The organism is Methylophilus sp. 3sh_L (assembly GCF_046766015.1).
Classification (GTDB): domain Bacteria; phylum Pseudomonadota; class Gammaproteobacteria; order Burkholderiales; family Methylophilaceae; genus Methylophilus.
Map to the genome: position 1 here is coordinate 128,427 of NZ_JBKOUF010000007.1, position 20,039 is coordinate 148,465.

Annotated in this window: 18 protein-coding genes; 12 read left to right on the plus strand and 6 right to left on the minus strand. The window is 53.5% G+C overall.

The features are described 5' to 3' along the window. Positions 1-6: 6 nt before the first annotated feature. On the minus strand, positions 7-648 hold the full coding sequence (locus ACIDF8_RS12825) for a thermostable hemolysin (protein ID WP_412011003.1): 642 nt from the start codon (positions 646-648) through the stop codon (positions 7-9). Between the two features lie 363 nt (positions 649-1,011). Here ACIDF8_RS12825 and ACIDF8_RS12830 point away from each other — a divergent pair, with 363 nt between their 5' ends. Beyond that, positions 1,012-1,728 carry a phosphatase PAP2 family protein gene (locus ACIDF8_RS12830; RefSeq protein ID WP_412011004.1) on the plus strand — a complete coding sequence of 239 codons (717 nt, stop codon included), beginning with the start codon at positions 1,012-1,014 and terminating at the stop codon, positions 1,726-1,728. Then, positions 1,725-3,416, plus strand: coding sequence for a phosphoethanolamine transferase (locus ACIDF8_RS12835; protein WP_412011005.1), 1,692 nt, complete (start codon positions 1,725-1,727; stop codon positions 3,414-3,416). Before ACIDF8_RS12830 ends, ACIDF8_RS12835 begins: the two co-directional genes overlap by 4 nt. Here the strand turns inward: ACIDF8_RS12835 and ACIDF8_RS12840 are convergent. Then, entirely contained in the window at positions 3,413-3,895 is a 483-nt protein-coding gene (locus ACIDF8_RS12840) for a hypothetical protein (RefSeq protein ID WP_412011006.1), read from the minus strand. The two genes, ACIDF8_RS12835 and ACIDF8_RS12840, sit on opposite strands and share 4 nt — an antisense overlap. Before the next feature lie 26 nt (positions 3,896-3,921). Then, positions 3,922-4,920, minus strand: a complete 999-nt coding sequence (locus ACIDF8_RS12845; RefSeq protein ID WP_412011007.1) for a hypothetical protein — start codon at positions 4,918-4,920, stop codon at positions 3,922-3,924. An 80-nt stretch (positions 4,921-5,000) separates the two neighbouring features. On the opposite strand from ACIDF8_RS12845, the gene ACIDF8_RS12850 reads away from it, so the two are divergent. Next, entirely contained in the window at positions 5,001-6,683 is a 1,683-nt protein-coding gene (locus ACIDF8_RS12850; protein ID WP_412011008.1) for a sensor histidine kinase, read from the plus strand. A gap of 2 nt (positions 6,684-6,685) precedes the next feature. Then, positions 6,686-8,059: a sigma-54-dependent transcriptional regulator gene (locus ACIDF8_RS12855; protein ID WP_412011009.1), complete on the plus strand. Its 1,374-nt coding sequence runs from the start codon at positions 6,686-6,688 to the stop codon at positions 8,057-8,059. Positions 8,060-8,065: 6 nt separating this feature from the next. Here the strand turns inward: ACIDF8_RS12855 and ACIDF8_RS12860 are convergent, their stop codons facing one another. Then, positions 8,066-8,890, minus strand: coding sequence for a DODA-type extradiol aromatic ring-opening family dioxygenase (locus tag ACIDF8_RS12860; protein ID WP_412011010.1), 825 nt, complete (start codon positions 8,888-8,890; stop codon positions 8,066-8,068). Between the two features lie 65 nt (positions 8,891-8,955). After that, a complete protein-coding gene (locus tag ACIDF8_RS12865; RefSeq protein WP_412011011.1) occupies positions 8,956-9,345 on the minus strand; it encodes a DoxX family protein in 390 nt (129 codons plus the stop codon). A 165-nt stretch (positions 9,346-9,510) separates the two neighbouring features. Here ACIDF8_RS12865 and ACIDF8_RS12870 point away from each other — a divergent pair, with 165 nt between their 5' ends. After that, positions 9,511-10,413, plus strand: coding sequence for a LysR family transcriptional regulator (locus ACIDF8_RS12870; protein WP_412011012.1), 903 nt, complete (start codon positions 9,511-9,513; stop codon positions 10,411-10,413). Here the strand turns inward: ACIDF8_RS12870 and ACIDF8_RS12875 are convergent. After that, a complete protein-coding gene (locus ACIDF8_RS12875) occupies positions 10,397-10,801 on the minus strand; it encodes a DoxX family protein (RefSeq protein ID WP_412011013.1) in 405 nt (134 codons plus the stop codon). The genes ACIDF8_RS12870 and ACIDF8_RS12875 overlap by 17 nt on opposite strands. A gap of 299 nt (positions 10,802-11,100) precedes the next feature. Here ACIDF8_RS12875 and ACIDF8_RS12880 point away from each other — a divergent pair, with 299 nt between their 5' ends. The 7 genes from ACIDF8_RS12880 to ACIDF8_RS12910 all read left to right on the plus strand — a co-directional run bounded on the left by ACIDF8_RS12880 (position 11,101) and on the right by ACIDF8_RS12910 (position 20,022). Beyond that, positions 11,101-11,739 carry a TetR/AcrR family transcriptional regulator gene (locus tag ACIDF8_RS12880; RefSeq protein ID WP_412011014.1) on the plus strand — a complete coding sequence of 213 codons (639 nt, stop codon included), beginning with the start codon at positions 11,101-11,103 and terminating at the stop codon, positions 11,737-11,739. Then, positions 11,732-12,817, plus strand: coding sequence for an efflux RND transporter periplasmic adaptor subunit (locus tag ACIDF8_RS12885; protein WP_412011015.1), 1,086 nt, complete (start codon positions 11,732-11,734; stop codon positions 12,815-12,817). Before ACIDF8_RS12880 ends, ACIDF8_RS12885 begins: the two co-directional genes overlap by 8 nt. Beyond that, positions 12,817-16,014 (plus strand): efflux RND transporter permease subunit, encoded by a 3,198-nt coding sequence (locus tag ACIDF8_RS12890; protein WP_412011016.1) that lies wholly within the window; start codon positions 12,817-12,819, stop codon positions 16,012-16,014. Before ACIDF8_RS12885 ends, ACIDF8_RS12890 begins: the two co-directional genes overlap by 1 nt. A 175-nt stretch (positions 16,015-16,189) precedes the next feature. Then, positions 16,190-16,846 carry a protein-L-isoaspartate O-methyltransferase family protein gene (locus ACIDF8_RS12895; RefSeq protein ID WP_412011017.1) on the plus strand — a complete coding sequence of 219 codons (657 nt, stop codon included), beginning with the start codon at positions 16,190-16,192 and terminating at the stop codon, positions 16,844-16,846. Positions 16,847-16,869: 23 nt separating this feature from the next. After that, positions 16,870-18,216 carry a TolC family outer membrane protein gene (locus tag ACIDF8_RS12900; protein ID WP_412011018.1) on the plus strand — a complete coding sequence of 449 codons (1,347 nt, stop codon included), beginning with the start codon at positions 16,870-16,872 and terminating at the stop codon, positions 18,214-18,216. A gap of 4 nt (positions 18,217-18,220) precedes the next feature. Then, entirely contained in the window at positions 18,221-18,775 is a 555-nt protein-coding gene (locus tag ACIDF8_RS12905) for an isochorismatase family protein (protein ID WP_412011019.1), read from the plus strand. Between the two features lie 125 nt (positions 18,776-18,900). Next, positions 18,901-20,022, plus strand: a complete 1,122-nt coding sequence (locus ACIDF8_RS12910; RefSeq protein ID WP_412011020.1) for a Fic family protein — start codon at positions 18,901-18,903, stop codon at positions 20,020-20,022. Positions 20,023-20,039 lie beyond the last annotated feature (17 nt).

Sequence of the window (20,039 nt, forward strand, 5' to 3'; positions counted from 1 at the left end):
GAAAAGTTATAAGGGATCAGCCACACCACGGATCGCGACAATCTGCGGCGTATGTTTGTAATAACTCCCCCACTTTGCACGCTCTTGCGCATCCAGGCGGTCTGGATTCGCTGCCGCCAATGGATACAAGTCACGCCCACCTTTAATCAGGCCGTTTTGCAAGCTGTGATGCGCAGTTGCCACACCCCATGGTAAATTCATGCTCAGGCTATGCTGAATCACATGCGCAATCAGCACGCCGGCATTACGGGGGTTCGCTACAGCCAGGTTACCAAAATAGGTAATTTCCTCACGTGCAATGTCGCGGCCAAGCTGGCGTGACATCAATTGCTCAATCTGTTCATCAATATACTGCTCAAGAAACAGGCGGCCCTGCGCTGCATTGTGTAAGCCGAATGCAGCCATGAGCACACCGTTGGCATCCCGCAAGGCGACTAACTGCGGCATAAATTGCGTCAGTTCAGCGCCATAAATTTGTTTAAACACGGCAGCAATAAAGGCTTCCACTTCCGGACGGCAGGAAGCCCCCTGTTCCACCAGATGCCCGGTAATTTCATTGACCTGGTAACGCTTGGCCTGGGCGAAGTCCCTCAACTCATAGGCAGAGGCCGCGTGATAAAATGCTGTATTGGGTTCTGAATGTAACATATCAACCGTCTCGCAAAAAATGCTGTTGCGATTTCATTTGCAATCCGCATGCCAATAAAATTAACACTTATAAAACATACACTTAAGAAACAACAAATGCTTACGCCCCTGCATCTTTTGCAGAATACTTTTCAAATCTGCTGAATCATCTGCATCTTTTGCATAAAGCCCTCCCTTCCTGTCGCTGTATTATTTGCAAAAAAATTATTTTTTCTAATAAAAATCAGTCGGTTAAAACGCAATCCTGTTCTTTTATAGAAAGTGGCACGTGGCTTGCATTTACTGTCCACGTTTTTGGAAATAGCATACGCACTGACTAACCATCGTGCGCATATGGATAAGAACAGGGATACATACAAAGCAATGAAAACGCACACAACATTACCGCAACCTTGGTTACCCAAACCGACCTTGGGTATGCTTTGGAAAGCATGGTTACTCTCTGCCATGGTTATTGTGTGGCTGGCGAATGGCACCAGCATAGACCTTTACCTGGCCGACCAGCACTTTGATTTCGCGCAACAGGCTTTTAGCCAAAAGCATGCTTTTTTTTACGAAACGATCATGCATGAATATGCCAAACAGGTGCTGACGTTACTCTGGCTAACCCTGCTATTGCTCTGTTATTTGCCTGAGCGCTGGGTGGGCAAGTGGCTGAGCGCATCAATGCGTTATAAATTACGCTGGATTCTCTTTTTAGCCTTGCTGAATGCCTTGCTCGTTTCAGGCCTAAAACATCAAATGCCACACGCTTGTCCTTGGGATGTTGCACGTTATGGCGGTGATCTTGAATGGGCGCCTACATTTAGTAGCCATGCCGGCGTTGAAGAAGGTCATTGCTTTCCGGCCGGGCATGCCTCCAGCGGCGTTTGGCTATCGGCACTTTGCCTGTTGTGGTTACCACATGCGCCACGCAAAGCGCTAATAGTCGGGCTCTCGGGTTTGGCGGTCGGTTTTATGTTGGGGTGGGCGCAACAAGTCAGGGGCGCGCACTTTTTATCACATACCCTGACAACACTTTGGCTGATGTGTAGTTGGCTATTGCTTGTCCTTACTTATACCAAGAGTCGTATTGAATGAAATTATTCGCAAGTCTTAAGCGTGCATGGCACGCGATGTTTACCCCACAAATTTGCCTCATCTGGGCGGTGAGCCTTTGGTTGATGCTCACTAGCAACCATGCATTATTTGCGCACATCCTTAACCTTTACCCCTGGGACACAGAGAATGCTGGCTTTATCGTCAGCTTGAGCCTGTTTTTTACGTTTAGCATTACCTGGTGGCTCATGCTGTTGAGCCATGGGAGATCAGCCCGCTGGGTATTGGCGGCGATTGTGTTGTCTGCCGCCTGGGCCGCGTTTTATATGGATGAATTCGGTGTCATTATTGATCATGTCATGCTGGATAACGCCGTCAAAACCGATGCGCGTGAAGTCATGGGCCTATTATCCTGGGGATTTTTCATCAAAATGCTGGTGCTGGGGTTGATCCCGGCAATTGTGCTGATTAAAGCCGTGCCTGCCCGTTTTTTTGTGCGTGATGCGCTCAGCGTTCGCCTCAAACAGATCGGCCTGTTGATGTTAGGCATGGTGCTGGTGGTGATCCCGTTTAGCGCCGATTATGCGACCTTTATCCGTGAACACAAGATGGTGCGCATGTACGCCAACCCCACCTTCTTTCATTACTCGCTAGTGAAATGGGCCTCAAAGAAAGTATTCACCCGCAGCATTACCGGCCTGCAAAAAACGGCGGTCGATGCCATCAATGTGGGCGAAGTAGGTCACCATGAACTGATTATTATGGTGGTCGGTGAAACCGCCAGGTTTGATCGTTTTTCATTGAACGGCTATCACCGGTTAACCAATCCCCGGCTCAGTAAAGAAGCGGTACTGAGCCTTAAACAAGTGACTTCTTGCGGGACATCGACGGCGGTGTCTGTGCCTTGCATGTTTTCTTTACTGACGCGCAAGCAATATGACGAAGAAAAAGCCTTGCATATGGAAAACGCTTTGGATGTCCTCAGTGCGCACGGCGTGAGCGTGCTCTGGCGTGACAATAACTCGGATTCAAAAGGGGTGGCGTTACGCGTGCCTTATGAGGATTTCAAGTCTCCGATCCACAACCCGGTCTGCAACGATAACGAATGCCGCGACATTGGCATGCTGAGCGGCTTGGACAGTTTTGTCGCAAAAAATAAAGACAAGGACATCCTGATCGTGCTGCATCAGATGGGTAATCACGGGCCGGAGTATTACCGCCGTTATCCGGATGAATTCAAAAAATTCACCCCCGTCTGCAAAACAGGCCGCCTATCAGAATGCACGCAAGAAGAAATTGATAACTCTTACGACAATGCGATTTTATATACCGACTATTTTTTATCTGAAGTGATTCAGTTTCTGAAAAAGTACGACGACCAACGTGAAACAGCCATGCTCTATGTGGCTGACCATGGCGAGTCACTGGGCGAGCATGGAATTTACCTGCATGCAGCGCCTTACATGATTGCCCCGCAACAGCAAACGCATGTACCGGCTATTTTGTGGCTGGGCCAGCATTTTGACTATCAGCTGTCGCAGGTGAAGCCTTACGAAAACTATCCGCTCAGCCACGATGATGTGTTCTGCACGCTGCTCACAGCCTATGAGCTGAAGTCAGAGGTCTGCCACGCTGAATTTAGCTGGTTGGCACAAAACCGTGAATTGATTGAAGAGCAAAGAAAGCACCTAATACCACCCGCTGGGCAAACTGCCATCCCGGCCAATTAGTTTGAATCACACCTCAAGGTGGGCGCATCAGCGCTCACTTTGCCCGCGGTCAGCCATAGCACTGCTTTGACGCGGTCATCTACATGGCAGGCATCAATATAACCGACGGCACCATCCGTTTCGGCCACGTAACGGATCATCGCCTCCTCGGATTGCACGGTGTAGGGAGGCTGCACCCCGTGGAAGTAGAGACCGTTCCAGTAGTTGATCTGTGAGCGCGGTGTACTATGCAACACCCACTGTGAAAATCTGAGCCTGAGTGGGTGCTCACTGTGCAGATTCACCGGATGCAAGGCTTGCCCATGTTCAGCATAGAGTTTTTTGCGCCAGAAAATCAGCCCCAGTTCATCGGCATGGATGCTAGGCGCCAGTCCTGCCTGCGTTGGAACAATGACGGCAATCGGGCGGTTATCGTCAGCAGCCTGAACGGCCGCCAGCGAGAGCATGAACGCGCCCAGGCTTAAGAGCAGTGCCCGCATGTAATGCTGTGTTCGTTGCAACAACATTAAAACATCACCGCAAAAGAAGTCACGAACCCACGCGGAACATCACTGTATTCCCCGCTACCGCCAATAAACTCAAACTTGAGCAATTGATTAGGCTTAACGCGCTTGGTCATCCCGAGCACCCAGCGGTCCGCATCTTTGCTCTCTACTTCGTGTAGCGTTTCCAGGCGGGTGATCCAATACCATTCCTGACCCAAGGCATAAGCGCTCTGCACATAGCCGCCGCTACCGCCGTCATCACCACCAGTGGTTCTACGCTCATACACTTCACCACTGAACTCCCAGCGGTTCAGTTCAAGCAAAAAATCCAGGCCAAAGACATGGTAAGTAGGCGAGCCAGCATAGTTTTTCTGGTAGCTCATCACATTCAGGCCCAAGGTATTTAAACCAGCATTGGCGCCGGTCAGGCCTAAAATATTATTGAAGGCGACACGGGCGCCCATCACGTCGCGAAAGATGATCTCGTCGCCGTCCTTATGCTGGTCTTTGAGGGCTTCTGCGTATACCTGGTACTCAAGGTCGACCTGTTTGACCGGCAAACTGCCAAACATCATGGCGCCATTGATGCCATACGGAAACATGCGGCGCGTCACCAAGGGGCGGCTGGCAGTCCAGACCAGTGGCGGCGCATGCAACTGGTTCCAGCGTCCGGCAGGGGTCAGAAAACGTCCCAGCCTGACATTGGCTTTATCATTCAGGTTGTAATCAAAATAAAAACGTTCGAGGTCAACGTAGCTTTTCTTGGTATTGACGCCTTGATGATGGTCGTAAGACAGCGGATCTTCCAGCTCCAACTCGCTAAAAAATTTGACACGGCCCCCTTGGTCCCAAGTGGTGATCATGCTGATCTGGTTCAGCGTAAACTGGGTGGATTGCGTGCGAGGGACGCGAATGTCAGCACTGGTGTAACCACCCACATGAAAGGCATTCCAGAATGCATCCAGGTCTTCGGCAGCCACCGGCTTGCATAGCATACTCAGGCTGATTACACTGAGCATGACTCGAATACTGAGCACAACCCGACTGAAGCTGCTTAACATATCTGACCCATGATGATCGTCCCGGCTAAAACCATTTAATGCGTATTTTCTCACATCTGCTGCGCTTACAAACGCCACTCACCATCCGCAAAATGCTTTTAATTGTGTTTTTGCTGGCGGGCTTGTTGCCGGCGCTGATGGTGAGCCTGATCAGTTTTTACCAGGCCAGGCAAGCGCTGCGCGTAGAAATCAAGCATGACCTGCAAACCACCGGCAAAGCGGTGGCCGAACACGTAGACCGCGTCCTCAACGAGCGCGTCCAGAACGTGCGGAGCTGGAGCCAGCTGGGCATCATGCAGGATCTGCTGATTGAAGATATTGATAAACGCTTGTCGATGTTTTTGGCTGAGACCCGTAAAAGCTACGCCGAGCAGTACATCAGCCTGGATGTGATAGACCTCAAAGGACATGTCGCAGCCTCCAGCGAGCCCGCACATATCGGCCAGCCCCTGGCGATTCCAGCTAAGTGGATGCAGTTCCAGGATGATGGCCAGGGGATCACGATCTACCGCCTGCATCAGCAGCAACTCATGATTTCAGCCCCCATCCTGTCGCAGAATACGCTGCAACCATTGGGTACGCTGGTCGCCACTTTTAATTGGCGTGTGATTGAAAACCTGCTCGATCATGCCGCACAACACAGCACTGAGCTGGCCCTGTTTGACCACAATTTACACGTGTTGGCGCAATCCAGCCACTGGTCCGATCAACAGCACAGCCTGCACTCGCAAGCGCAACTGGTCAGCCGTTTGCCCTGGCAGGGATGGCAAATCCACTTGAATAAAGATCACGATGCAGCGGTCGCGCCGGTACATCGGCTAGGCATGATTTTTATTGTCGTGCTTGGGGTAACATTGGTCTGCTCACTACTGCTCGTCCGCCCGATTGCGCAAAACATCAGCCGTCCGCTGGAAGCCTTGACGCGTTATGTGCAACGCTTCCGCCAACTGGATGCCATCGCCCCGGCATCCAGCGGCCCCGCAGAAGTGCAATCTTTGCATCAGGCATTTACAGACATGGTGGCAGAGCTGGCGGCCTCTGAGCAACAGCTGACACGGGCTGCCAAATTGGCTGTCGTCGGTGAAATGGCTGCGGCCATGAGTCACGAAGTGCGCACCCCCTTGGGCATCATGCGTTCGTCAGCAGACGTATTGCTGCGTGAACCCAACCTGTCTGCAGATGGGCGAGAGGTATTAGGTTTCATTATTTCAGAAACCGAGCGGCTGAATAAACTCGTAAGTACCCTCATAGATTCGGCACGGCCACGCGCACCGAGTAAAATCCCGCTAGACCTGCAAGCGCATTTGCAGCATGTGATTGCCCTGCTACAGCCGCAAGCGCAATCCAAACAACTGACCTTATCGCTGTCGGCGCCGCAAGCCGTAGTGGTTGAAGCCGACCAGGACCAGATGACACAGGTTTTGCTCAACCTGATGATGAATGCGATCCAGATTTTGCCCAAGGGCGGCAATATTGCCCTCAATTTGTGGTCAGACGAGAAGCATGCCCATCTCTCGGTGGCCGATGATGGGCCTGGCGTGCCCCCGGCGCAACAAGCACATCTATTCGAAGCGTTTTTTACGCAACGGGCTGGCGGCGTTGGGCTCGGCCTGGCCGTGGTCAAACAAATCATGGAAACCCATGGTGGTACAATCCAATACTCAACCAGCCCCTGGCAAGGGGCGCAGTTTAACCTGACGTTGCCACTTGCAAAACCATAACCATGTCTAACCCACAGCACACCATTTTAGCCGTTGATGACGAACCCCATATGCGCAGGCTGCTCGAAATCAGCTTGCGGCAAGCCGGATATAAGGCGCTGTCGGCAGGGAATGGCCGCGAAGCCTTGGAGCTGATCCAGCAACAGCAGATTGACCTGGTCGTCAGTGACCTGCATATGCCGGGCATGAGCGGTTTGCAATTGCTTGAAACCTTGCGCAAGCAGTTTGAGCGCCTACCATTTATCATGGTGACGGCTCAAGGTGAAATCAAAACCGCGGTTGAGGCCATGAAACTGGGCGCCAGCGATTATATTTTGCGGCCATTTGAGCTCGAAACCCTGGAAATCGCCATCCAGAAGGCATTGGCGATTAACCGGATTCAACTGGAAAACTCCTTTTTTAAGGAAAGCAGGCAGCCCACGGTCACGGGCCTGATCGGCGATAGTGCGCCCATGCAGTCGCTCAAACAAATGATCCAGCAAGTGGCCCCGGAAAAAGCCACGGTCTTTATTGTGGGTGAAACCGGGACGGGTAAAGAACTGGTCGCCAAAGCCCTTCACGATGCCTCCCCCAGAAAATCCGAATTATTTGTTGCAGTGAATTGCGCGGCGATTCCGGCAGACATCCTCGAGTCTGAGCTGTTTGGTCATGAAAAAGGCGCATTTACCGGGGCCGTGAAAGAACGGGTTGGCAAATTTGAGCTGGCCAATGGTGGCACCCTGTTTCTGGATGAAATTACGGAAATGCCGATTCAGCTGCAATCGAAACTGCTGCGCGTATTGCAGGAAAATGTGGTGGAAAAACTCGGTGGCAACCGCCAAATCACGCTGGACGTGCGCGTGGTGGCAGCGACCAACCGCGACCCGCTGCAAGCGGTTAAAGAAGGCAAACTGCGCGAAGATTTGTATTACCGCCTGAACGTGATTCAACTGCAAGTGCCGCCGTTACGTGAGCGGGGCGACGATGTCGGCCTGCTGGCTGAATATTTTTTGGCTAAACGCCACGGCCAGCTCAGTGAAAGCGCACGCCTGTGTTTGCAACAATACCGCTGGCCGGGCAATGTGCGTGAACTGGAAAACATCCTGGAGCGCGCCGCGATTCTCGCCGGGACGCAAACCATACAGCCCCAGCATTTACCTGCAGACATTGCTCAATCATCTGTCACCAAGCCGACTTCCGCTGACGCGGCTGCCGAGACGGCGCCTGCAACAATTGAAAATGATCTCTCCATTCCGCGCGCCACTGAAGCGATAGAACGGCGCCTGATCCTCAAAGCGCTAGAGGCGTGCCAGGGCAACAAAACCAAGGCCGCCAAGCAATTAGAGATTAGCGAGCGCTCACTGTGGAATAAATTGAACCAGTACGGCCTGCGCTAACTGCCCTCAAACCTGGCTTGCCCACAGGTAGGCATCCATAGCCAAAATGCCATATGTGTATTCCGGCCGGTAGCGCTGTACGGGCGCCCATTCAGCCATCAGTGCGGTCTCTTGCTCGCTGCCAAATGCATTGGCAGCCACACTCCCGGCCGCCACAAAAAGCGGCATCACATGATCCTCAGTGGGATGCGCTAGGCGAGCCCAGGGGCATTCATTGCGGTAATTGAGCAGCGATGCCCACTGTTGCTGCAAGAGACGCGACGCCATCCAGTCGGAAAAAGCATCCACATAAGCCAACGGCGAGGCATTGCGATCTGCGGTATATAAATCCGCTAAATTATGCGTGATGGCGCCAGAGGCCAAGATCAACACATTTTGTGCGTGCAATGGCCGCAAGGCCTGACCCACTGCAAACTGTGCCGCCGGGGAACTGCGGCTTTGGATGGACAGCTGAGTCACCGGAATATCCGCCTGCGGATACATCAGCATCAATGGTACCCAGGCACCATGATCCAGGCCACGCTCAGCCTGCGTCTGTACCGGAATATCCTGCCCCTGCAGCAAAGCGACGACTTGCGCCGCCAGTGCCGGTGCCCCCGGCGCCGGATAAGTCAGCGCATACATGGCTGGCGGAAAGCCAGCAAAGTCATGAATGGTTTGTGGCTGGCTAGCCAAGCTGATGGTAGGCACACGTGTATCCCAATGGGCTGACACCACCAGGATCGCGTCAGGCCGGGGCAGGCTGGCAGCAATCTCTGCCAGCACTTGCCCGGTGTGGCCTGGTTCCAGTGCCAGGGTGGGCGCGCCATGGGAAACAAATAAGGTGCTCATCACTCTCCCTTGCTTGGCTTTATCTTGGCTTGGCTTTTTCTCGGCGTCACTTGACTGTGCCTGACTTAGCGGCGACGGTTATCCAGGCTGAATGCCCCTGGCCCAAACGCCACCACCATCAACAAACCACCCGCGATGGTCAGGTTTTTCAAAAACATGATCTGCTGGATTTGGTCTGCCATGTTTTGGTGGAACATAAACGCCGTTGCCACGGTAAACACCGCAATCCCTGCCGCGGCCAAGCGGGTTTGGTAACCAACCAGCAAGGCAATCCCCAGCACCAGCTCAACAAACAAGGCAATCGCATAAGCGAGCTCAGGCAGTGGCGCCCCAACGCTTTGGATATAGCCGATGGTCCCGGAGGGATTGGCGGCTTTGCTCAAGCCACTGATGATAAAAATATGCGACAACAAAATACGGCCGGTCACACTGGCGGCGGATTGCAAAGCATTCATGAGAAGTCTCCTAAAAAAAGCGTGGGCAGCAAAGTCTGCCAGCACGCATCGTATGTAAAAAGTCGGTTTCATCCGGCTCACTGACAGATCGAATTGTATGCTTAGGCAATAAAAATGATAATTCCCCTATAATGCGTAAAACTGTCTCATTAAAGTTGACAATATATGACCAATTTTGAAGATCTGCATTTTTTTGTCGAGGTGGTAAAACACGGCAACTTCACCACGGCGGCGCAAGCACTGGGTATTTCCAAGCAGCTGGTCAGCCGCCGGATTATTGCCCTGGAGGCGCGGCTGGGGGTGCGGTTACTGCAACGCACGACCCGTAAACTCTCGGCCACAGAAACCGGCAAACTGTTTTTCCAGCGGGCACAAAAAATCCTGCAAGCCCTCAATGAAGCCGAGCTCGAAGTCAGTAACCGCTCAGGGGAATTACGCGGCCTGCTCAAAATTTCGGTGCCACTGTCTTATGCCAGCTTGCGACTGGCCCCGGCCTTAACCGCCTTTATGCAGCAACATCCGCAATTGGAAATTTGGCTGGATGCCGATAACCGTCATGTGGATATGGTGAGCGAAGGCTATGACATGGTCATTCGTGTCACCGACCAGCCGGAAGAAGGCATGGTGGCACGCAAACTGGAGGACGCAGCGATGCGCTATTGCTGTAGTCCCGACTATATTGCCCGCCATGGCCTCCCCAGCAACCCACAGGCCCTGGCCAAACACATTTGCCTCACCCACCGTGCCAGTGAATGGTTATTTGCCGAACAAGACCAAATTCATCGCATCCCCATCCAGCCACGATTAAAATCCAATCATGGCGAAGTCTTGCGCAATGCGGCCCTGGCGGGCCTTGGCATCACCGGCCTACCCGCGTTTTATGTGATGGCTGACCTGAAAGCAGGCCGCCTGGTAGAAGTGCTGGCCGATTACCGCCTGCCGCAGGGAGGCATTTATGCCATGTACCCTTATCACAAACAGGTTTCGGCCAACACACTCGCCTTGATTGAACACTTGCGCCTATGGATGCAAGCGCCAGAGGTAGCGGCTGTCACTCAGGCAAGATGATGCGTTTCCCACCGTCGACGCTGTAGCCCCCCGGGCCAAAAGCAATCACAATCAGCAGGCCGCCAATAATGGTGATGTTTTTTAAAAACATAATGACTTGTACCGGATCAGCCATGTTGTTGTGAAACGCCAGCGCCGTGACAAACGTAAACAACGCAATGCCTGCAGCGGCGAGCTGTGCCCTGAACCCCACCAACAAGGCAATGCCCAAGCCAAGCTCAACCACCAGAGCCACCGCGTAAGCCAATTGCGGAAATGGCAGGTGCGCACTGGCAATATAAGCCATGGTACCCGCCGGATCCATCACCTTCGCCACACCGCTCACAATAAACACTAGAGATAACAGTACCCGCCCCAACAAACTGATCCAACGTTGCCGCACATTCATAGTGATCGCTCCTTGTCATTATTTGAATTGAGGAAGCATTGAGTGACCCCGCACCACGGTTAATCCTGCCTGGCGAGGCGCCGCCCGACTCGGGATATCCAGAAACAATATCCCTGCCCCATGATCTCATCCGGCCTGCGCTGCACCCGTTTATCACTCAGCGGCCCAGCTTGTTCCTGAATACCGGTGTATCACATTTGTTACTCTGCACTATTCGGCCAAGAATTACCAGCACCCGTTGACATTTAAAAATTACAATGTTAACTTAACGTTGTTATATTTATTTACAGGCTCGTTACATGCCCCCCAAGATCAAAACAGAAGTCGAGAAGCAAGCGATCCGGACCCGGATCATTGATGCCGCGCGCGAGCTGTTTATTCATCAGGGCGTGGAATCAGTCACCATGCGCGCCGTCGCCCAACGAGTAGGCTACACCGCTACCAGCCTGTACTTGTATTTCAGCGATAAAGAAGCCCTGATCCGGGCGGTGATGGATGCCGATGCCCTCAGGCTGGCCCACTCCCTGAGAAGCACTTTGGAAATCAGCGACCCGCTGCAGCGCTTTTTGCAATTTGGCCAGCATTACATCCAGTTTGCCCTCAACAACCCCAATCACTACCGCATGATGTTCATGACCCGGCATCCCTCCCTCGTGCCGGAGCAGTCAAGCATAGAACGCTACAACCCTGAGCAGGATGCTTACGCCCAACTGATTGAAGTCGTCTCCAGTGCCTGGCAGGCTGGCATTTTCAAGCCTGCGCTGACCGACCCGGTACTGATTGCGCAAACAGTATGGTCCGCCATGCACGGCCTGTGCGCCCTGCAGATCAATATGTGCGATGATGCCTGGATCAACTGGCGGCCGCTGGAATCCCGCATTCAAGCCATGGTCCGCATGTGTACCGACGGTTTTATGAAAGAACCCACGCATGAATAACCCTCGCATTTACCTATACAGCCTGGCGCTCATGATCCTGTTGAGCGGCTGCCAGCCTGAGCAAGAAGAACAATCTGCCCCTCGCCCAGTATGGGTAATGACGATTACAGACACGGCTGCCCCGCAATCATCGCGTTATACCGGCGAGGTCAAATCGCGTTACGAGTCCAATATCGGTTTCCGCATTAATGGCAAAATCACTTCACGTGCAGTCAATGTCGGTGACCTGGTTAAAAAAGGCCAGCTGATCGCACAACTGGATCCAAACGATACGCGCCTGAACGCCCTGTCAGCCAGCGCCGAAGTACAAACAGCGCAAGCCAACCTGGCACTGGCACAAGCGGAATTGGCAAGACGCCAGCAGCTTTACCAGCAGCAATTCATTTCAAAATCGGCGCTGGACAGCTACGAAACCCAGGTAAAAACCAGTACTGCCCGGCTGGAGCAAGCCAAATCGCAAGCGGCAGTCAGCCAACATCAAACAGGCTATACCCAGTTGCTGGCAGACCGCAGCGGAGCCATCGGCATGATTCAGGCAGAGCCCGGCCAGGTGGTGTCCGCCGGACAAACCATTGCCCAGATTTATGACCTGCAAACACTGGAAATCCTGATTGCGGTGCCGGAAACCGTGATTGACAGCTTGCATGTCGGAGATAACGCCAGCGTGACGGTGGAAGGATTAGCGCATCCTTACCAGGGGCGTATCCGCGAAATCTCGCCCGCCGCCAATAGCCAGACCCATGCCTTCGACTTGCGCATCCAATTGCTGGATAGCGATAGCAAAATCAAACTGGGCATGACGGCAGACGTACGCTTTTTGCATGCCAACAACAAGCAAACGATCATGGTACCCAGCACCGCAGTCACGCAGGTTGCCAACCACGCAACTGTTTGGGTCATTGATGCCAAGCAACAGGCACACCGCCGCCGCGTGACCACCGGCAAACTCAGTGAATCCGGCGTTGAAATCACTTCGGGCTTGCAAGCCAACGAGACCATTGCCACCATCGGTGTGCATACCCTCACCGAGGGCATGCATGTGCAACCGGTAACACCTGGCCTGGAGGTATTACGCTAATGAGCGAGCACAGCACGCCAGAACAGACCGGCACGGCCTCCCTGTCGCACCGTTTTAATCTCTCGACCTGGGCATTGAAAAACCAGGCGCTGGTGCTGTATTTTATTTTGCTGACCTTGCTTGCCGGCAGCTTTGCCTACACCCATCTGGGGCAATCCGAAGACCCGCCATTCACCTTTAAAGTCATGCTGGTCCGCGCCAGCTGGCCAGGCGCTTCTGCACAAGAGGTAGAGCAACAGGTCACGGATAAAATTGAAGAAAAGCTGCAGGAGATCCCCTCCATCGATTACACCAGCAGCTATTCGCGCCCGGGCGAATCAGTGGTGTTTATTGTCATCCGCGATAATACGTTTTCCGAAAAAATCCCTGAGCTCTGGTACCAGGTCCGCAAAAAAATTGGCGATATCCGTCACACCTTTCCGCGCGACCTGCAAAGCCTGACCTTTAATGATGAGTTTAGCGACGTGTATGGCAGCATGTATGCCATCACCGCCGACGGCCTCAATCCGCAGCAATTGAAAAGGCAAGCCGAATGGGTACGCGCACGCCTGCTCAAGTTGCCGGATGTGGAAAAAGTGGATTTGTTTGGTGAGCAACCGCAAAAAATCATCATAGAAATCTCCAATCAAAAGCTGACCTCCCTCGGCATCACACCGGCACAACTGGTGCAAATCCTGCAACAACAAAACAGTGTGGTAGGCGCCGGCACTTTTGACGCAGGGCCGGAAAGAATCCGCTTAGATGTGAGTGGCCGCTTACAAACGCTGGAGAATTTACGTCAATTCCCCATCCGGGCGGGCACCCAGAACCTGACCCTGGGCGACATTGCGACCATTAAGCGCGGCTACGCCAACCCGCCAGCAGAGCGCATTCACTTTAATGGCACCCCCACCTTGCTGATCGGGGTGAGTATGCAGGCCGGGGGCGACGTGATCGCCTTGGGCAAAGCGATGCAAACCACCATCAAAACAGTGCAAAACCAATTGCCAGTCGGTGTGCAATTGCACCTGGTCACCTCGCAACCCGAGATCGTCCAGCACTCGGTGCATGACTTTGTCCGCTCGCTGATTGAAGCCTTGCTGATTGTCCTGGCGGTGAGTTTGCTCTCCCTGGGCTGGCGCACCGGCATTGTGGTCGCTGTCGCCATCCCCATCGTACTGGCCGGGACCTTCCTGCTCATGGACTGGTTTCAAATCGGCCTGCACAAGATCTCCCTAGGCGCCCTGATTCTTGCCTTAGGCTTGCTGGTGGATGATGCCATTATTGCGGTGGAGATGATGGCAGCAAAAATGGAGCAAGGCTGGGAGCGCATGCAAGCCGCCTCGTTTGCCTTTACCTCGACCGCCATGCCCATGCTTACCGGCACCCTGGTCACGGTAGCGGGTTTCCTGCCGATTGCAACCGCGGTGTCTTCTACCGGCGAATATACGCGCTCCATTTTCCAGGTGTCCGCCATTGCGCTCAGCCTGTCATGGATTGCCGCCGTCATCGTCGTCCCCTTTTTAGGCTACCATCTGCTCCCGGATGCCGCCGATCACCACCAACCAAGCTTATGGCATCGACTCAAACAAAAATTAGGCTTTAAAAGCGCGCCAACAGAAGCAAGTACTCACAACGAAGAGACGCTCTACGCCACGCCTTTTTACCAACGCCTGCAAGGCACAGTCACCTGGTGCGTGCGGCACAAAGGCCTGGTGATTCTGGCAACCATCGCCTTGTTTGTGTTTGCCATGGTGAGTTTTGGCAAAGTGCAACAGCAGTTTTTCCCCGACTCTACCCGCCTCGAAATCGTGGTGGATTTACGGCTGGCTGAAAATGCCAGTGACCGTTCTACCGAAGCGGCCGTCACCAAGCTTGAGCACTGGCTCACCGACTGGCAAGCGCAGCATGGCCAGGTCGAAAATGTGGTGTCTTACCTCGGCTCTGGCGCCCCCCGCTATTACCTGCCGCTAGACGTGCAGCTACCGCACCGCGCTTTTGCCCAGCTAGTGATTTTGACCAAAGACCTGCAGCAACGCGAAACCTTGCGTAAAGACCTGCTGACCTTGTTTGAGCACGACTTTCCACAACTGCGCGCCTCGGTGTTGCGCCTGGAAAACGGGCCGCCGGTGGGCTTCCCGGTGCAGTTCCGCGTCGATGGCCAAAACCTGAAAGCCATCCGCGAGGTGGCGCACAAGATTGCAGACGCCATGCGTGCCAACCCGCACCTGATCAATGTGCAACTGGGCTGGGAAGAGCCGAGCAAAGTCATTCATGTTGATATCGACCAACATAAAGCCAGGTTATTGGGCGTTAACTCCCCCGACATTGCGCAACTGCTCAACACCCAGTATTACGAGCAAGTGGTCAGTGAGTTCAGGGAGGGAAACGAGCGCATAGATCTGGTGATGCGCAGTCCGGCGGAGGAACACGCTCAACTCTCGCAAATCGGCCAGTTAACCGTTTTGAGCCAGCGTGGCGACCGCGTGCCCTTGGCACAAGTGGCAACCATTGCCTATGGCTTTGAAGAAGGCGTGATCTGGCGCCGCAACCGTGTGCCCTCACTCACCGTACGCGCCCATTTACGCGGCAAAATGCAGGCGCCGGTGGTTTCCGGCCAGGTGCAACAAGCCATCGCGCCGATTTTGCAGCATTTACCTGCAGGCGTCACGGTAGAAACCGGCGGCGCCATTGAAGAATCCGCCAAAGGGGCGACCTCGGTCGCCAAAGGCGTGCCCCTGTTCCTGGCGGCCGTATTCACGTTGCTGATGCTGCAACTCCGCAGCCTGTCCAATGTCTTTCTGGTGGTATTAACCGCCCCCTTGGGCATGATAGGCATCACCTTTGCCCTACTGATTTTTAATATGCCGTTTGGCTTTGTGGCGATGCTGGGCAGCATTGCGTTGTCCGGCATGATCATGCGTAACTCGGTCATTCTGGTCGACCAGATCAATCAGGATATTGCCGAAGGTGCCACCCTGGAGCAGGCTGTGGTGCAATCGACCGTACGCCGTTTCCGGCCGATTGTACTCACCGCCGCCGCGGCGATCCTGGCCATGATCCCGCTCACCCGCAGCGTGTTTTTTGGCCCGATGGCCGTCGCGATCATGGGGGGATTGGCCGCGGCGACGTTATTGACGATTTTGTTTGTGCCCGCGCTGTATACCTTCTGGGCGGGATTAACCGCCAGAACCATGCAATCGTGGCGTAATCAATGATAAGGCGTTCAAATGACTCAGCCAGGCCAGGCGCGATGAGAAAATTTCGACGCTGCAGCGATTGAATCGCTAAGGTGATATTTTTTATGAACAACGAAGTATCGCAACGGAAGTTGAATGAATAGAAGTGCCCTATAATGTTTTTTCTCTTTAATACGGATAGTGGGATTCAAAAATGACAGACCAGGCAACCGCACGTTTTAACATGATTGAGCAACAAATCCGCACCTGGGAGGTGCTGGACCCGCAGGTATTGGCCACGCTGAGCAACACGCCGCGTGAGGCGTTTGTGCCAGAAGCCTACCGCGGGTTGGCGTTTGCCGATATTGAGATCCCGCTGGCGCTGGGCCAACACATGCTCAGCCCCAAAATCGAAGGCCGCTTTTTGCAAGCCCTGCAACTGCAAGCCAAAGACAAAGTGTTGTTAGTCGGTGCAGGCAGTGGCTATCTGGCCGCCCTGATGGCGCAACACTGCGCCCAGGTGACAGCACTGGAAATCTTCCCTGAACTCTGTGCGCTCACGACACAAAACCTGGCCAAGCAAGGCATCCAGAATGTACAAGTGATTGAAGCCGATGGTCACGATGGCTATGAAGGCCAGGCGCCTTATGACGCGATTGTATTTACCGCCTCCAGCCCGGTCGAGCCAGAAGGCGTGCGTTACCAGTTGAGTATCGGCGGCCGTATGCTCATCGTGCTGGGCAAAGCCCCGGTCATGCAAGCCACCCTGGTACAACGCTTGGCCGAGCACAGCTTTAAGCAAGACGTGCTGTTTGAAACCAGCCTGACTGAAATGCAAAATGCGCCGCAGGCTGTCGCTTTTCGTTTTTAACGTTTGAGAGCTACTGACGCCCTATGTCTACCCGTGCCTGTTTTAAAGTCGCGATATTGATTGCCAGCCTGTGGTGTTCGCCACCGGCCAGTGCCGCCACGCAAAGCCTGGTAGACATTTATCAGGAAGCCCTCGCCAGTGACCCGGTGCTGGCGTCGGCGGGCAGTGCCAATCAGGCAGCGCAAGAGGTCATAGAACAAGCCAAGGCAGGTTACCGCCCTTCAGTCAATTTTACGGCAGGCGCCAACGCCAACCGTACCGATTTGAAAATCATCGGCCACCAGGCGCCCTTCCCCGGCGGCCGTAATTACTACGAAGGTTATCAGGCACAAGTACAAGCTAGGCAACCCATTTTTCGTAAAGAGACCTTAGAGCGCATAGACCAAAGCAAGGTACAGGTGAGCATTGCCGACAAGCAATATCACCTGGCGCAACAAAACCTGATGTTGCGCACCACCCAGGCCTATTTTGACGTGCTGCTGGCGCAAGACCGCAACACCTTGATCGTTGCCCAAAAAGAAGCCATTCAACGCCAGCTGCAACAGGCCAAAGCCAACTTTGATGTTGGCACAGCGACCGTGACCGATGTGAATGAAGCACAAGCCCGCTACGACCTCATTGTGGCGCAAGAGCTGGCGGCGCTTAATGAAATTGAAATTGCCAAGCGAAGTTTGCAGGCGATCACCGGCAAATTGCCAGAACGGCTGGCCAGCGTGCGCGAAGATATCCAGATCAGCCCCAGCCTCAAACCCATGCAAGAATGGCAAGAGGTTGCCCATGCCAGCAACCTGAATATCCAGATTCAGCAAGAAACCGTGCAAGTGAATGAGAAGGATATCGAAATTGCGCGCGCCGGGCATTACCCCACCGTTGATGCGGTCGCCAACTATCAAGACAGCTACGCCAATGGTGGCCAATATGGCTTTGGTGGCGACCTGAAAACTGCCAGCATCGGCGTGGAAGTGTCTGTGCCGCTCTACCAAGGCGGCGCCGTGAACTCACGCATCCGCCAGGCCGCCTACACCCGGCAAAAAGCACTGGATGACTTGCAAAACGCCCTGCGCCAGACCTCCCTTGAGACACAGCGCGCTTACCTCAACCTCAACACCAGCATTGCCCAGGTCAAAGCCCTTGAGCAAGCCCTAAAAAGCAGCCAAAGCCAGCTCGACTCGACTAAGCTTGGCTACGAAGTCGGCATACGCACCAGCGTAGATGTGCTCAACGCCCAGCAACAGTTTTACAGCGCCAACCGTGATTTATTGCAGGCCCGCTATAACTACCTGGTGAATATCATCCGCCTCAAAACCGCCAGCGGCATCGTCTCCGAAGCCGACCTGCAAGATATCGACCAACAACTCGCCAAGAGATAAGCCCATGAAGCCAGTCATTGCCAGCACAGATGCCGTTTGGATGTTGATTGATATACAAACCCGCCTCTGTGACGCGATGCACCCTGAGGCCATGGCCGCCGTCATCAAAAACATCCAGCGCCTGATCCAAGGCGCCCAGCTCCTAAACATCCCGCTCTGGGTGACTGAACAATACCCCGAAAAACTCGGTGAAACCCTGCCCGCGCTGCAAACCCTCTTGCCCGACTACACCCCTCGCACCGCAAAACTCGCCTTCTCCGCCTGGCACGAATCAGCCTTTCAAGAATCCTCTGTCAGCGTCGCCCCACAAGTCGTGCTGTTCGGCCTGGAAGCCCATATTTGCGTACAACAAACCGCCCTAGATGCACTGGCCGCAGGCAAGCAAGTGTTTATCGTGGAAGACGCCGTCATCTCACGAAATGAAGCCAACCGCAACAATGGCATCGAGAGAATGCGCAATGCCGGTTGTATCATTACAAATACAGAATCCATGCTATTTGAGCCCATGCAAGGCGCCACGCATGCGCAATTCAAGGCTGTATCGGCACTGATTCGGTAAGACATCACCGCACTCATATTTTATTGATTGGCAAAAATTCCCTCGTGCGGTAATTAGCCCGCCTAATTACCGCAAAACATGCGGTAATGATTGACGCTCGCTCCACCCCATGTCATGATCACCGCATGACTAGCGGTGATCATCAAAAATATCTCTGGCAATCGGCAGACTGGCCGCACTGGACATTTGTGTCTGCAACCCTGATGCCGCTGTTATCGGAGGCCAACCTGGCGCGCGGCAAGTTACTGGGTGCCATCCAAACCTTGGGATTTACACTCGCCGAAGAAACCAGTTTGCGTACGCTCACCAACGACGTGGTTAAATCAAGCGAAATCGAAGGCGAACATCTGAGCAACGAAGTGGTGAGATCATCCCTTGCAAGAAAACTAGGGCTGAACATTGATGGCCTGCTGCCATCGACTAGACACGTCGATGGTGTCGTGGAAATGATACTAGATGCCACGCAAAATCACGTGCAACCACTGACGCATGCACGCCTGTTTGGCTGGCATGCCGCACTCTTTCCTAACGGTTATAGCGGTATGCATAAAATTACAACCGCAGCCTATAGAACCGACGCAGACGGCCCCATGCAGGTGGTCTCCGGCGGTATAGGGCACGAAACAGTACATTATGAAGCACCACCCGCGAAAATCATCGCTGACGAAATGCAGTTGTTTTTAGACTGGTTTAACCAATCACCAGACACAGATCCATTGCTCAAAGCAGGACTGGCGCATATGTGGTTTGTCAGTTTGCATCCATTTGAAGATGGTAATGGCCGCATTGCCCGTGCCATAGGCGATATGGCTTTGGCAAAAGCCGACCAATCAACGCAACGTTTTTATAGTTTATCCACGCAGATACAACTGGAGCGCGAAGACTATTATTTGCAACTGGAAATGGCACAAAAAGGCACCATGGACATTACAAACTGGCTGCACTGGTTTTTAAGCTGCCTGCTTCGTGCTATACAACAGGCCAATCAAGACCTCAAAGGTGTCGTATATTTGACACAAGTCAGCCAACGCAGTCTCAACGGCGCGCTGAATGAGCGGCAAATCAAAATGCTTGATAAGCTCATGCACAATTTTGAAGGCCACCTCACCACTGGCAAATGGGCAACTTTGACCAAATGTTCAACTGACACCGCTTTACGCGACATTACCGAGCTGGTTTCCATAGGGGTGCTGGCCAAAGCAGGTGAATCTAAACGGGCAGCGCACTATGTGTTGACCTGGGAATAAGCATTTGCAAACGAGGT

Coding starts and splice junctions, on each gene's coding strand:
- ACIDF8_RS12825 (WP_412011003.1), bottom strand. CDS start 648: ATGTTACATTCAGAACCCAATACAGCATTTTATCACGCGGCCTCTGCC.
- ACIDF8_RS12830 (WP_412011004.1), top strand. CDS start 1,012: ATGAAAACGCACACAACATTACCGCAACCTTGGTTACCCAAACCGACC.
- ACIDF8_RS12835 (WP_412011005.1), top strand. CDS start 1,725: ATGAAATTATTCGCAAGTCTTAAGCGTGCATGGCACGCGATGTTTACC.
- ACIDF8_RS12840 (WP_412011006.1), bottom strand. CDS start 3,895: ATGCGGGCACTGCTCTTAAGCCTGGGCGCGTTCATGCTCTCGCTGGCG.
- ACIDF8_RS12845 (WP_412011007.1), bottom strand. CDS start 4,920: ATGCTCAGTGTAATCAGCCTGAGTATGCTATGCAAGCCGGTGGCTGCC.
- ACIDF8_RS12850 (WP_412011008.1), top strand. CDS start 5,001: ATGCGTATTTTCTCACATCTGCTGCGCTTACAAACGCCACTCACCATC.
- ACIDF8_RS12855 (WP_412011009.1), top strand. CDS start 6,686: ATGTCTAACCCACAGCACACCATTTTAGCCGTTGATGACGAACCCCAT.
- ACIDF8_RS12860 (WP_412011010.1), bottom strand. CDS start 8,890: ATGAGCACCTTATTTGTTTCCCATGGCGCGCCCACCCTGGCACTGGAA.
- ACIDF8_RS12865 (WP_412011011.1), bottom strand. CDS start 9,345: ATGAATGCTTTGCAATCCGCCGCCAGTGTGACCGGCCGTATTTTGTTG.
- ACIDF8_RS12870 (WP_412011012.1), top strand. CDS start 9,511: ATGACCAATTTTGAAGATCTGCATTTTTTTGTCGAGGTGGTAAAACAC.
- ACIDF8_RS12875 (WP_412011013.1), bottom strand. CDS start 10,801: ATGAATGTGCGGCAACGTTGGATCAGTTTGTTGGGGCGGGTACTGTTA.
- ACIDF8_RS12880 (WP_412011014.1), top strand. CDS start 11,101: ATGCCCCCCAAGATCAAAACAGAAGTCGAGAAGCAAGCGATCCGGACC.
- ACIDF8_RS12885 (WP_412011015.1), top strand. CDS start 11,732: ATGAATAACCCTCGCATTTACCTATACAGCCTGGCGCTCATGATCCTG.
- ACIDF8_RS12890 (WP_412011016.1), top strand. CDS start 12,817: ATGAGCGAGCACAGCACGCCAGAACAGACCGGCACGGCCTCCCTGTCG.
- ACIDF8_RS12895 (WP_412011017.1), top strand. CDS start 16,190: ATGACAGACCAGGCAACCGCACGTTTTAACATGATTGAGCAACAAATC.
- ACIDF8_RS12900 (WP_412011018.1), top strand. CDS start 16,870: ATGTCTACCCGTGCCTGTTTTAAAGTCGCGATATTGATTGCCAGCCTG.
- ACIDF8_RS12905 (WP_412011019.1), top strand. CDS start 18,221: ATGAAGCCAGTCATTGCCAGCACAGATGCCGTTTGGATGTTGATTGAT.
- ACIDF8_RS12910 (WP_412011020.1), top strand. CDS start 18,901: ATGACTAGCGGTGATCATCAAAAATATCTCTGGCAATCGGCAGACTGG.